Below are 12,496 nucleotides of genomic sequence, written 5' to 3'. Positions count from 1 at the left end.
CGTTATGGCGGTCAATCCCGCACCTCTTCCTGAATTCCACGCGGTGCCGGGCGTGCGCCTGGGCACCGCGGATGCGGCCATCAAGAAATCCGGCAGTGACGACCTGGTGCTGATGGAACTGGCTGAGGGCAGCGCCGCTGGTGCCGTCTTCACCCGCAATGCGTTCCGCGCGGCGCCGGTGCTCGTGGCTGAGCAGGCGCTGGCGGCGGGCCGGCCCCGCTATCTGCTGATCAACACTGGCAACGCCAATGCGGGCACCGGTGAGCAGGGCCTCTCGGATGCCCGTGCCTGCTGTCGGGCGGTGGCGGAAGCCGCGGGGGTCGGCGCGGAGCAGGTCCTGCCGTTCTCAACCGGCGTAATCGGCGAACCACTGCCGTTGGCGCGCATGCTGGAGGCCATCCCGAATGCGGTGACGGACCTGGACCCCAACGGCTGGGCGAAAGCGGCACCTGCCATCATGACCACGGACACGCTGCCCAAGGGGGCAACCCGCCGGGTGATGATTGGCGGTAATCCAGTGCATATCTCCGGCATCAGCAAGGGTGCCGGTATGATCCGCCCCAACATGGCCACCATGCTCGCCTTCGTTACCACGGACGCCGCGATTCCGGCGGACGTACTCAGGCCGCTGGTGCGTGAGCTGGCGGACGCCAGCTTCAACCGCATCACCATTGACGGTGACACCTCCACGAACGACGCCTGCCTGCTGGCAGCGACCGGTCAGAGCCCCGCCGAGGTTGTGGATTCCCGGGGACAGGTGGTGCCGGAACTGCGCGAGGCGCTGGCGTCCGTGTTCCTGGAGCTTTCCCATGCCATTGTGCGGGATGCGGAAGGCGCGACCCGGTTCGTGACCGTGGAGGTTGGCGAGGCCGCCGATGCCGATGAGGCCTGCCGTGTGGCTTTCGCCGTGGCCGAGTCGCCGCTGGTCAAAACGGCGCTCTACGCAGCCGACCCCAACTGGGGCCGGATACTTGCGGCCGTGGGGCGTGCGGGCATCGAGAACCTCGCCATCGATGGCGTCTCAATCCATCTCGATGATGTCTGCATCGTCCGCCACGGTGGGCGGGCCCCGGAGTACACCGAGGCGGCCGGCCAGGCCGTGATGGACCAGCAGGAGCTGACCATCCGCATTGACCTGGGGCGTGGCAGCGCACTGGAACGGGTCTGGACCTGCGATTTCTCCCATGAGTACGTCACCATCAACGCCGAATACCGGACCTGAGAGTGTGAAAACGGTTCACGTTGCTGTGGCAGCTGTCTCTCGCCATGAGGGTGGGCGCGAGCAGGTGCTCGTGGCACAGCGTCATGCGCACCAGCATCAGGGCGGCCTTCTGGAGTTCCCCGGCGGCAAGGTTGAGCCCGGCGAGTCCGCTGAGGCAGCGCTTGTGCGTGAACTCGATGAGGAGGTCGGCCTCCGGGTGCCGGAAAGCGGCCTGGGCTTTGAATTGAGCCTGACCCACGACTATGGCGACCGCCGTGTCCAGCTGGATCTCTACCGCGCCACCGGATTCTCGGGAGAACCCCAGGGTCGGGAAGACCAGCCGCTGATGTGGCTCGATGTGGCCACCCTGGATCCAGGTGACTTTCCCGCCGCCAACCGCCGCATGATCCAGGTGCTGGCGCTGCCGGCACGCACGCTGGTTACCGGTGCCGGCGTGACGGCGGATGAACTCGCAGACCGGCTTCGGGGCTGGGCGGGCAGCCAGTGCCTGCTGCGCTGCCCGGAGCTCGATGATGCGGCGTATCAGGGGCTGGCTTCCGCCTGTGTGCCAGTGGCCCGAAACGCGGGCTGTGCGCTGGTGCTTCACGGCGCACCGGAACGTCTCGCGGCGGTTCCCGATGCCAACGGTCTGCACCTGCCCTGGCGGGAGGCACGTGCTCTCATGGAGCGCCCCATCAGTAGTGCCTACCGCCTTGGGGTGTCCTGTCACGATCGCGCCAGCCTGGAGCACGCACAGAGGCTGGGCGCGGACTATGCCTTTCTCTCGCCGGTCAGACCCACCGCCAGCCACCCGGAGCGCTCCCCCCTGGGCTGGGATGGATTCGAGGCGCTGGTGGCGGAGCTGGACCTTCCGGTCTATGCACTGGGTGGGGTTGGTGGCGATGATGTGGTGGAGAGCCGCCGGCATGGCGGCTGTGGCGTTGCCGGTATCGGCTTCTGGTGGCATTGAAGGAGGAATGAATGAGCGGTCTCAGTCACGTGGACGAAACCGGTGCGGCCAATATGGTCGATGTCGGGGACAAGGCGGTGACCCAGCGCGAGGCGAGAGCGGGGGGCACGATCCGGATGCAGGCGGAAACCCTGGACATGATCCTGGCGGGCGAACACCCCAAGGGGGATGTGCTGGCTACCGCGCGGATCGCCGGCATCATGGCGGCCAAACGCACCCATGAGCTGATTCCCCTGTGCCATTCGCTGAACCTGAGTTCGGTCAAGGTCTGGCTCACGCCCCGGGAGAATCGTGATGGCATCGACATTGAAAGCCGGTGTCGCCTCAACGCCGCAACCGGCGTGGAAATGGAGGCGCTCACTGCTGTATCCGTAGCGGCGCTGACGCTCTATGACATGTGCAAGGCGGTGGACCGTGGCATGGTCATGGACGGTATCCGGCTGCTGGAAAAACAGGGCGGTCAGTCCGGTCACTGGCAGGCACCGGAGGAAGGCGGGGCCTGACCCCGTTCAGCGGCGCTGCGCCTTCTGTTAAACTGCCGCCTCTTTTCATCCTGAGAGGATCGCCCGTGGTCGTCCGATTCATCGAGAGCTGTCGCCTCCCCACGCCTTTCGGTGTGTTCGATATGCATGGGTTTGAGGAAATCGACACCGGCCAGGAGCATGTGGCGCTCAGTCTGGGCGAGGTCTCGGACGGCCGGCCCGTGCTGGGGCGCACCCATTCCGAATGCCTCACCGGTGATGCCCTCTACAGCATGCGCTGCGACTGCGGCTACCAGTTGGAAGAGGCCCTGCGCAGCATCGCCATCGAGGGGCGTGGGGTGCTGCTCTACCTGCGCCAGGAAGGTCGGGGCATCGGGCTTCTGAACAAGATCCGGGCCTACCGGCTGCAGGATGAGGGAGCGGACACGGTGGAGGCGAATGAGCGCCTTGGCTTCGCTGCGGATCTGCGGGATTACAGTATGTGCCTGGACATGCTCGAACATCTGGGCATCAAGCAGCTGCGGCTGATGACCAATAACCCGGTCAAGGTGGATTCGCTCCGGGATCTGGGCGTGGACGTGGTTGAACGGGTGCCGCTGGAGGTGGGCCGCAATCCCCACAATGAGTCCTATCTGAACACCAAGCGCTCACGCATGGGGCACTGGTTCCATACCCACCAGGACGACGATCCGCCGCCCTCACAGGAGTGAGGGATCAGGTCTGGGCGACGGCGAGGCCGCTGTCGCCACTGTTCCGGGAAAGGCGCTGGCTGATGGCACTGTGGATGCCCTCTGCATCCAGTCCGGCGTCCGCCAGTTGCTCAGCAGGCTTACCATGGTCGATGAAACGGTCGGGCAGGCCCAGCTGAAGCAGATCCACGCCAACCCCGGCGGCATGCAGGTGTTCCGAGACGCCACTGCCGGCACCGCCGGCCACCATGTTCTCCTCGATGGTCACCAGCAGGTCGTGACTGGCGGCCAGCTTTTCAACCAGCGCCGTGTCCAGTGGCTTCACAAAGCGCATGTCCGCCACCGTGGCATCCAGTGATTCCGCCACTTCAAGCGCGGGGGTGACCATGGCCCCGAAAGCCAGTATGGCCACACGGGTCCCCTCACGGCGCACCACGCCACGGCCCAGTGGCAGTGCTTCCATGTGCTCATCGACGGCCGCGCCGGGGCCCGTGCCCCTGGGGTAGCGCACGGCGGCCGGGCCTTCGTGGGACCAGCCGGTGTAGAGCATGTGCCGTGTCTCGTTCTCGTCTGAGGGCGCCATCACCACCATATTGGGCACGCAGCGCAGGTAGGTCAGGTCGAAGGCACCGGCGTGGGTCGGGCCGTCCTCGCCCACCTGACCGGCGCGGTCCAGAGCGAAGAGCACGTCCAGGTTCTGCAGGGCGACGTCATGGATCAGCTGGTCGTAGGCCCGCTGCAGGAAAGTGGAGTAGATGGCGACCACAGGCTTGGCCCCGTCACAGGCCATGCCGGCGGCCAGCGTGACCGCGTGCTGCTCGGCGATGGCCACATCGAAGTAGCGTTCCGGGAAGCGCTCAGAGAAAGCCACCAGGTCCGAGCCTTCGCGCATGGCCGGGGTAATGCCCATTACCCGGTTATCCTGCTCGGCCATGTCGCACAGCCACTGGCCGAATATGTTCGAGTACTTGGGCTTCTTCGGAGCATCCGCTGGCTGGACGGGCGGTGCCGGTTCGATCTTGTTGATCGCGTGGTAGCCCACCGGATCGGACTCGGCGGGGCCGAAGCCCTTGCCCTTGGTGGTGACCACGTGCAGGAACTGGGGGCCGTCGAGCTGGCTGATGGTCTCGAGGGTTTCCAGCAGCAGCGGCAGGTCGTGGCCGTCGATGGGGCCGATGTAGTTGAAGCCCATCTCCTCGAACAGGGTGCCTGGTGCCAGCATGCCCTTGAAGTGCTCCTCGGTGCGGCGGACCAGGGCCTTGAGGCCGGGAGTGTTGGCCAGTGCGCGCTTGCTGCTGTCGCGCACCTGATTGTAGGTCCGGCTCGCCAGGAGGCGTCCGAAGTAGTTGGAGAGTCCGCCCACGTTGTGGGAGATGGACATCTCGTTGTCGTTCAGCACCACCAGCAGGTTGGCGCGCACGTCCGCGGCATGGGTCAGGGCTTCGAAGGCCATGCCGGCGGTCATGGCGCCATCGCCCATGACCGCGATGCCCTTGCGGTTGCGCCCCTGCTGGCGGGCTGCCAGGGCCATGCCCAGAGCCGCGCTGATGGAGGTGCTGGAATGGCCCACCCCGAAATGGTCGTAGGGGCTTTCATCCCGGTTGGGAAATGCGGCCAGGCCATCTTTCTTGCGGATGGTGCGCAGCTGTTCCCGGCGCCCAGTCAGGATCTTGTGAGGGTAGGCCTGGTGACCCACATCCCAGACCAGGCGGTCCTCTGGTGTCTCAAAGATGTAGTGGAGCGCCAGGGTCAGTTCCACTACTCCGAGCCCGGCCCCGAAATGGCCGCCGGACTGGCCCACGGACCACAGCAGGAATGCCCGCAGTTCGCGTGCCAGCGGTACCAGCTGGTCCCGGCCGAGCGTGCGCAGCTGTTCCGGCGTGTTGACGCGATCCAACAGGGGCGTCTCCGGGCGCTGCGTGGGTATGCTGTTGAAAACGGTCTTGTCCTGCATCCGGGCTTTGCTGCCTTGGCGGTTCCTGACGGTAATCCCGCATTATAGAGAAATCGGCGCGGAGAATCAGTTCCGCGTTTCCCGGCACAATAAGCCCACCACTCCGGCAGTGACAACAGGGGGACGTCAGTGGTTGCGCTCGATGATGAACGCGGCCAGTGCGGCGAGCAGAGAGGCGTCACCGGAAACCCGCTCCAGGTGACCCAGGGCATCACGGTGAAGTTCATCCAGCCGCCCGCGGGCGCCTTCCAGGCCCAGCAGGGTCGTGTAGGTGGCTTTATCCGAAGCCGTGTCCGACCCCTGGGGCTTGCCGGTTACAGAGGCGCTGCCTTCCACATCCAGGATGTCATCCTGCACCTGGAAGGCAAGGCCGATACTGCGCCCGAACGCACGCAGCGAGGTGATGAGTGGTTCATCGCCTCCGGCGCAGTGGGCGCCGAGCACCAGTGAGGCTTCGATGAGCGCCCCGGTCTTGCGCCGGTGCAGCGCCTCAAGGGCGTCCATGGAGGGATGGGCGCCGGTGGCGTCCAGATCCAGTGCCTGTCCTCCCGCCATGCCCCGGTGACCGGAGGCGGCGGAGAGTTCCAGGGTCATGGCCACAACCGTGGTCGCCGGCCGGTCAGTGCCGGAAAGCGTCTCGAAGGCAAGCGTCTGCAGGGCATCCCCGGTGAGGATGGCGGTGGCCTCATCGAATGCTACGTGGCAGGTGGGCTGCCCGCGGCGGAGGTGGTCGTCATCCATTGCCGGCAGGTCATCGTGTACCAGTGAGTAGGCATGGATGAACTCAACCGCCACTGCAGCGGGCAGGGCGTAGTCATCGTTGCTTTCCCCGGCACAGCGGCAGGCGGCCAGCACCAGCGCGGGGCGCAGGCGTTTGCCGCCACCGAGGACCGCGTGGCGCATGGCCTGGTGAAGGCGGCGGGGCTCGGTGTCCGGGTCCGGAAGCGCCTGTTCCAGGGCGAGCTCCAGACGCTGACGGGTGTCGTTGAGGAAGGCGTCGACGGTCATGCCTCGGAGCTGTCCTCCGGGAAGGGACGTGTTTCAAGCTCGCCCTGGCTGTTCTCGATGACCTGCTCCACCCGCTGCTCCGCATCGCGCAGGGACTGCTGGCATGAGCGGGTGAGCTGAACGCCGCGCTCGAACGCCTTCAGGGATTCCTCCAGTGGCATATCCCCCTGTTCGAGCTTGCGAACCAGGGATTCCAGCTCCTGGATGCTCGTCTCGAAGGTGGCGGCATTGCCGCTGTCACTGTTGCTGCTGTCACTTTCACTCATGCATCCACTCCCGTTGCTGCCGGTGCCACCACCGGGTGAACGGCCGGATTGTAGCATGCCCTCGGGCCCAGTCACCCGCGCCGGGCCGTAATCCGGAACCGCGGCGTCCGGGCCTGCGGCCGTTTCCATCCTCTGGTACCATGCCGGCCTTCATTGGACAACGGAACGGAATCGGATGGGCATCCTCGAAGCACTGGCTTTCTATCTGGGACTGGGCGCCGTTGCTGGAACGCTGGCCGGTCTTTTCGGAATCGGCGGCGGGCTCATCATCGTCCCCGCGCTGGTGTTTGCCTTTGGCTGGCAGGGTGTCAGCGGGAGCATTTCCGCGCACCTGGCGGTCGGTACCTCGCTGGCCACGGTCGTGTTCACTTCCCTGAGTTCCATCCGAACCCACCACGGCAAGGGCGCCGTCCGCTGGGAGCTGTTCCGGCCCATGGCTGCGGGTATACTGCTGGGGGCCGCGCTGGGCGCAGTAACGGCCGGGCTTCTCAGCGGTGAGATGCTTCAGGGGATCATTGGTGTCTTCGTGCTCCTGGTTGCCGCTAAGATGGTGACCGGCTGGTCCCCAATGGCATCCGACCGCCAGCCCGCAAAAGCGGAACTCGGCGGTGTGGGTGGTGGCATCGGCTGGCTTTCCGCGATTGTCGGCATCGGTGGTGGCACGCTGACAGTGCCGTACCTGACGTGGGTCGGGGTCCGCATGCAGCACGCGGTGGGCACATCGGCGGCCTGTGGCCTTCCCATTGCGGTGTCTGGAGCGCTGACGAACATGGTCGTGGGCTGGGGGCGTGAGGGACTTCCGGAGTACAGTGTCGGGTTCGTGTTCCTGCCGGCGCTGCTGGGTATTGTACTGATGAGCGTTCCCTTTGCCCGCGTTGGGGCGCTGTTGGCACACCGGTTGGATGAGCGCTGGCTCAAGCGCCTGTTCGCGCTGCTGCTGGTGGTGATTGGTGTGCGGTTTCTGATTTCAGGTTGAAGGTCTCATGCTGGTACATCCGCAATTTGATCCGGTCGCTGTTTCACTGGGCCCTCTGGACATCCACTGGTACGGGCTGACCTACCTGGTCGCCTTCGTCGGGGGCTGGGCTCTGGCGCGGCTGCGTACCAGCCGCCCGGATTCGCCGGTCAACGCCGAGCAGCTGGGGGACCTGCTGTTCTATATGGCGCTGGGTGTGATCCTCGGCGGGCGCTTTGGCTACGTGCTGTTCTACCACTTTGAACGCTTTCTGGCGGAACCGCTCTGGCTCATCCAGATCTGGGAAGGTGGTATGTCCTTCCATGGTGGTCTCATCGGTGTACTGGCGGCCATGCTGATGTTCGCCCGCCGTATCGACACCGGTTTCTTCAATATCGCGGATTTCATCGCACCGGTGATTCCCGTGGGCCTGGGCCTTGGGCGGATTGGTAACTTCATCAACGGTGAACTCTGGGGGCGCCCCACATCGCCGGAACTGCCCTGGGCCATGGTGTTTCCACAGGCTGGGGATGCCCTGCCGCGCCATCCCTCGCAGCTTTACCAGTTCGCGCTTGAGGGGGTGTTGCTGTTCGTGGTGCTGTGGTGGTTCTCTGCCAGGCCACGACCTCGCATGGCGGTTTCAGGGCTCTTCCTGGCCGGTTATGGGGTGCTGCGTTCCGTGGCCGAGTTCTACCGCGAGCCTGATGCCCATCTGGGCTTTGTGCTGCTGGACTGGATGACCATGGGGCAGGTCCTGTCCGTGCCCATGATCGTGGCCGGCGTCATTCTGCTGTTTCTGGCCTATCGACAGGGGAGGTCCGCCTGAATGGAATCCTATCTGGCGCTGATGCGCGATGTGATTGATAACGGCGTTGACCGGGGCGACCGAACCGGCGTCGGTACCCGTTCGGTGTTCGGGCGTCAGCTGCGTTTTGACCTGGGGCAGGGCTTTCCGCTGCTGACCACCAAGAAGGTCCATGTGCGCAGCATCATCCATGAACTCCTGTGGTTCCTGCGCGGCTCAACCGACAACCGTGAGCTGCAGCAGCATAACGTCTCGATCTGGAACGAGTGGGCCACGGAAGAGGGAGACCTGGGCCCGATCTATGGCAAGCAATGGCGCAGCTGGCAGTGCCCGGATGGCAGCACCGTGGACCAGATCAGCGACGTGCTGGATGGTATCCGCAACCGACCCAAGTCACGGCGGCTGTTGGTGACGGCCTGGAACCCAGCGGAGCTTCCGGATGAGTCCATGGGCCCGCAGGAGAACGTGCACGCGGGCCGGATGGCGCTGGCGCCCTGCCATTGCCTGTTCCAGTTCTTCGTAGAGAACGGACGGCTCTCCTGCCAGCTCTATCAGCGCAGTGCCGACCTGTTCCTGGGTGTGCCGTTCAACATCGCCTCCTACAGCCTGCTCACCTGCATGATGGCCCAGCAGGCCGGCCTGGAGCCCGGGGATTTCGTGCATACCTTCGGGGATGTGCACCTGTACCAGAATCACCTGACCGACGAGATTGTTTACGAGCAGCTGCGCCGCACGCCGGGCCCGTTGCCGGAGCTGGCGCTGCGACGCTGCCCGTCGAGTCTTTTTGAATACAGGGAAGAGGATTTCCGTATTACGGGTTATGATCCGTACCCGGTAATCCGTGCCCCCATCGCCATCTGAGGTCTGTTCATGCGCATTGCACTGATGGTCGCCATGGCCCGGAACCGGGTGATCGGCCGTAATAACCGTCTTCCCTGGTATCTGCCCGAGGAGCTCCAGTACTTCAAGCAGGCCACCATGGGCAAGCCCATCATCATGGGGCGCCGCACCCATGAATCCATCGGTCGCCCGCTTCCCGGGCGCAGCAACATCGTGCTCACCCGGGATACGGCCTGGTCGGGGGAGGGCGTCTGCGTGGTGCACTCCCTGGAGGCGGCTCTGGAGCAGGCGCAACAGCAGGGGCTGATCGATGGCGCCGAGGAGGCCGTGGTCATTGGTGGAGCCCAGATCTACGCGGAGGCGCTGCCGGTGGCGGACCGGCTCTATCTGACCGAGGTCCATGCCGAGGTGGAGGGGGATACCTTTTTCCCGGAGGTGGATCTCAGCCGCTGGGAGGAGGTTTCACGCGTGGATCATGCCGGTGGCGAGGAAGCCAACCGCTACCCTTACAGCATTGTTGTTTACGACCGGGGAGAGGTCTGAATGAGTGATTTCGACAACCTGATGCACGCCGCCCGGGAAGGGCGGGCTGATCTGACTCCGGATTGGGGCCAGGGGCGTGCCACGTTTGGCGGGCTTCTGGCGGCCATGGCCCATGAGGCCATGCGGGGGCAGCTGGTGGATGAGCGGCCACTGCGCTCGCTGGCGGTTTCCTTCGTGGGGCCGGCGGCGCCGGATCAGTCCGTTGATGTGAGTGCGGAGATCCTGCGCCAGGGCAAGGCGGTAACCCAGGTGGAGAGCCGTATCCACCTGGGCGGTGACACTGTCATGGTGGCCATGGGCAGTTTCGGGTCCGGCCGGGAGTCCGTGGTCTCGGTGGATCAGGAGCCGGCCCCGACGGCACCGGATCCCGGGGCCGCGCAGCCGATGCCGCAGATCGAGGGCGTAACCCCGGATTTCATGCGCCACTACGATCTGCGGTTCTGTCTCGGCGGGTTTCCGTTCAGTGGCTCAAGCGACCGCACCATGGGAGGCTGGATGCGCTTCAGTGAGGCGCCGCCGGCCATCACCCATTCGCACCTGGTGGCCCTGGTGGATACCTGGCCTCCGGCCGTGCTGCCGCACCTGAGCCAGCCGGCGCCGGCCAGTACCCTGAGCTGGACCATGGAGCTGGTGCACCCCATGCCATCCATCGGTCCCTCCGACTGGCTGCTCTACCGCGCCACCATTGATCAGGCCCGGGACGGCTATGGCCTTACCCGGGCCGGCATCTGGACCGCCGAGGGCGAGCTGGTGGCCCGCAGCCAGCAGACGGTCACGGTTTTCGCCTGAGATGAAGGATCAGCGCCAGGCCATGATCCTGGGCGTGACCACGGTGCTGCTGTGGTCGACGGCGGCGACGGCCTTCAAGATCTCGCTGGAACACCTGTCGCGCACCGGGCTCATGTTTTGGGGGGTGACCTTTTCCATACTGGTGCTCGTGGCCTGGCAGGCGTGGCAGAGGCGCCTGGGTGAGACCCTGCGCCCGGGGCGGAAGGGGCTGCTGCTGTCCCTCGGGTTCGGACTCATCAATCCGATCCTCTACTACATCCTGCTGTTCGGCGCCTATGACCTGCTGCCGGCGCAGGAGGCGATGGCCATCAACTACACCTGGGCCCTGACGCTCACCTACCTGGCGGTGCCGTTTCTGGGCCACCGGCTGAAGACGGTGGACGCCCTTGCCGGACTGATCTGCTACAGCGGTGTCTTCATCATCGCCACGCGCGGGGATCCGCTGGCATTTGATCTCTCAAACGGGCCGGGCGTGGTGCTGGCCCTTCTGAGCACACTGGTCTGGGCGTTCTACTGGATCTTCAATACCCGTGATACCCGCGAGCCGGTTGCCGGTCTGCTGCTGAACTTCCTGGTAGCCTGGCCTTTGATTCTGGTTCTGGCTCTTTGGGATGGCTGGCGGTGGCCTGCCTGGCAGGGGCTGGCCGGAGCCGCCTGGGTGGGTGCCTTCGAGATGGGGATCGCCTTCGTGCTCTGGCTGCTGGCCATGAAGAAGGCCACCAATACCTCGCGCCTGAGCAACCTGATCTTTCTTTCACCCCCGCTGTCGCTGGGCTTTATAGCGCTCATCGTGGGCGAGCCGATCCTGGGGTCAACGGTGGTGGGGCTGGCACTGGTCATCACCGGGCTCTACCTGCAGCAGCACGTGCACTCGCGCAGTCAGTGATCCTCGACCGGACGGCGGTTGGAGCGCGGGTCTTCCCAGTCGAGTTCACGCGGGTCGTACCAGCCGAGCGCTTCGCGCACGCGCTGGCGTGAACGTTCGGAGAGTGTGTCCCAGATGGCTTCGAAGCGTTCCGTGGCCTCGCTGCGGACCGGGCCGCTGCGACTCTGAAGGCGGTGAATGATGGCAGGAAGGCCCAATGCCTCGCCAAGCTGGCCGGGCACGATGCGCTCCTCACCCAGAACCTTGCGCTTGTGGGTACGGCTGGCGAGCACATGCTGGAGCGCCTCGGCGGCGCTCAGGGCGCTTTCCTCGGAGAAACGGTTGTCAGTCACGATGGTATGACCTGGATTCAGAGCCGATCCGGGAACTATAACGCGCCTGTAATCCGGCTGTCTGCCCCCAAGGGAGATGACGAGCGAACCCGTGATTGGTACTGTATCAACCTTCTTGAATCGAGGGAGTACAGAAAGTGGACAACGACAGCATCAAGGGTGCCTATAAGCGTTACGCACCGGTGTACGACTGGGTGTTCGGGCTGGTGTTCCGGAACGGCCGGCATGTGGCCATGGACTCTCTTCAGTTTGAGTCCGGGGATCATGTCCTCGAGCTGGGCGTGGGCACAGGCCTTTCGCTGCCGGAATATCCCGATGACGTGGATATCCATGTTACTGGCGTTGATATTTCACAGGACATGCTCGACAAGGCCGAGAAGCGCATCCAGAAGCACGGCCTGACCAACTGCGAGCTGTACAACATGGACGCCGAAGCGCTGGACTTCCCGGACAACAGCTTCGACAAGATCATGGTCCTGTACGTGCTCTCCGTGGTGCCTGATCCCTACAAGGTAATGAGCGAGGTGCGCCGGGTCGCCAAGCCGGGTGCGGACGTGATCTTCGTTAACCACTTCGCCAAGGAGAATCCCCTTGTCCGCCGGTTCGAGTCCGCGCTTTCGCGCTGGGCCGCGCCGCTTGGCTTTGATCCGGACTTCCCCATGGAACCGGTGCTTGAGAATGTGGGCCTGAACGTGGAGAGGATTGAGTCCGTGAACCTGTTCGGTTACTGGACCATGCTGCACGGGCGTTGCCCCGAAGAGTAACCCCCGTCCGCC

The 12,496-nt window shown here is 64.8% G+C and carries 15 protein-coding genes; 11 read left to right on the top strand and 4 right to left on the bottom strand.

Annotated features, from left to right (window positions below; translation table 11 throughout):
* Positions 1-4: 4 nt before the first annotated feature.
* The 4 genes from argJ (at position 5) to ribA (ending at position 3,363) form a co-directional block, all read left to right on the top strand.
* Positions 5-1,222, top strand: a complete 1,218-nt coding sequence (gene argJ, locus GLW01_RS07535) for a bifunctional glutamate N-acetyltransferase/amino-acid acetyltransferase ArgJ (RefSeq protein ID WP_151440830.1) — start codon at positions 5-7, stop codon at positions 1,220-1,222.
* 4 nt (positions 1,223-1,226) lie between these two features.
* Entirely contained in the window at positions 1,227-2,171 is a 945-nt protein-coding gene (locus GLW01_RS07530; protein ID WP_202405610.1) for a Nudix family hydrolase, read from the top strand.
* A gap of 11 nt (positions 2,172-2,182) precedes the next feature.
* On the top strand, positions 2,183-2,674 hold the full coding sequence (gene moaC, locus GLW01_RS07525; protein WP_160898669.1) for a cyclic pyranopterin monophosphate synthase MoaC: 492 nt from the start codon (positions 2,183-2,185) through the stop codon (positions 2,672-2,674).
* Positions 2,675-2,739: 65 nt separating this feature from the next.
* Positions 2,740-3,363: a GTP cyclohydrolase II gene (gene ribA / locus GLW01_RS07520; protein WP_151440833.1), complete on the top strand. Its 624-nt coding sequence runs from the start codon at positions 2,740-2,742 to the stop codon at positions 3,361-3,363.
* Positions 3,364-3,367: 4 nt separating this feature from the next.
* On the opposite strand, the gene dxs is transcribed toward ribA, so the two are convergent.
* The 3 genes from dxs to GLW01_RS07505 all read right to left on the bottom strand — a co-directional run bounded on the left by dxs (position 3,368) and on the right by GLW01_RS07505 (position 6,570).
* Positions 3,368-5,296, bottom strand: coding sequence for a 1-deoxy-D-xylulose-5-phosphate synthase (gene dxs / locus GLW01_RS07515; RefSeq protein ID WP_151440834.1), 1,929 nt, complete (start codon positions 5,294-5,296; stop codon positions 3,368-3,370).
* A 126-nt stretch (positions 5,297-5,422) separates the two neighbouring features.
* The gene (locus tag GLW01_RS07510; protein WP_160898668.1) at positions 5,423-6,304 is read right to left on the bottom strand and encodes a polyprenyl synthetase family protein; all 882 of its coding nucleotides are present in this window, start codon (positions 6,302-6,304) and stop codon (positions 5,423-5,425) included.
* A complete protein-coding gene (locus GLW01_RS07505) occupies positions 6,301-6,570 on the bottom strand; it encodes an exodeoxyribonuclease VII small subunit (RefSeq protein ID WP_151440836.1) in 270 nt (89 codons plus the stop codon). The genes GLW01_RS07510 and GLW01_RS07505 overlap by 4 nt, the downstream gene beginning before the upstream one ends.
* 175 nt (positions 6,571-6,745) lie before the next feature.
* On the opposite strand from GLW01_RS07505, the gene GLW01_RS07500 reads away from it, so the two are divergent.
* Genes GLW01_RS07500 through GLW01_RS07475 form a run of 6 tightly spaced genes read left to right on the top strand, consistent with a single transcriptional unit; the run spans position 6,746 to position 11,388 of the window.
* Positions 6,746-7,546, top strand: a complete 801-nt coding sequence (locus tag GLW01_RS07500) for a sulfite exporter TauE/SafE family protein (RefSeq protein ID WP_160898667.1) — start codon at positions 6,746-6,748, stop codon at positions 7,544-7,546.
* A gap of 7 nt (positions 7,547-7,553) precedes the next feature.
* A complete protein-coding gene (gene lgt / locus GLW01_RS07495) occupies positions 7,554-8,351 on the top strand; it encodes a prolipoprotein diacylglyceryl transferase (protein WP_160898666.1) in 798 nt (265 codons plus the stop codon).
* Positions 8,352-9,191, top strand: coding sequence for a thymidylate synthase (locus tag GLW01_RS07490; RefSeq protein ID WP_160898665.1), 840 nt, complete (start codon positions 8,352-8,354; stop codon positions 9,189-9,191). It abuts the gene before it with no gap.
* Positions 9,192-9,200: 9 nt separating this feature from the next.
* Positions 9,201-9,713 carry a dihydrofolate reductase gene (locus GLW01_RS07485; protein WP_151440840.1) on the top strand — a complete coding sequence of 171 codons (513 nt, stop codon included), beginning with the start codon at positions 9,201-9,203 and terminating at the stop codon, positions 9,711-9,713.
* Positions 9,714-10,502 (top strand): acyl-CoA thioesterase, encoded by a 789-nt coding sequence (locus GLW01_RS07480; protein WP_160898664.1) that lies wholly within the window; start codon positions 9,714-9,716, stop codon positions 10,500-10,502.
* Position 10,503: 1 nt separating this feature from the next.
* Complete coding sequence (locus tag GLW01_RS07475; protein ID WP_160898663.1) at positions 10,504-11,388, top strand: DMT family transporter; 885 nt, start codon at positions 10,504-10,506, stop codon at positions 11,386-11,388.
* On the opposite strand, the gene GLW01_RS07470 is transcribed toward GLW01_RS07475, so the two are convergent.
* Entirely contained in the window at positions 11,382-11,720 is a 339-nt protein-coding gene (locus GLW01_RS07470) for a hypothetical protein (RefSeq protein WP_151440843.1), read from the bottom strand. The genes GLW01_RS07475 and GLW01_RS07470 overlap by 7 nt on opposite strands.
* Before the next feature lie 137 nt (positions 11,721-11,857).
* Here GLW01_RS07470 and GLW01_RS07465 point away from each other — a divergent pair, with 137 nt between their 5' ends.
* Entirely contained in the window at positions 11,858-12,484 is a 627-nt protein-coding gene (locus GLW01_RS07465) for a class I SAM-dependent methyltransferase (protein WP_095617985.1), read from the top strand.
* Positions 12,485-12,496 lie beyond the last annotated feature (12 nt).

The sequence above is a fragment of the Vreelandella halophila genome, from assembly GCF_009856365.1.
Taxonomy (GTDB): Bacteria; Pseudomonadota; Gammaproteobacteria; order Pseudomonadales; family Oleiphilaceae; genus Halospina; species Halospina utahensis_B.
Note: the sequence above shows the minus strand (reverse complement) of the source record. Positions and strands in the feature narration are given on the sequence as shown.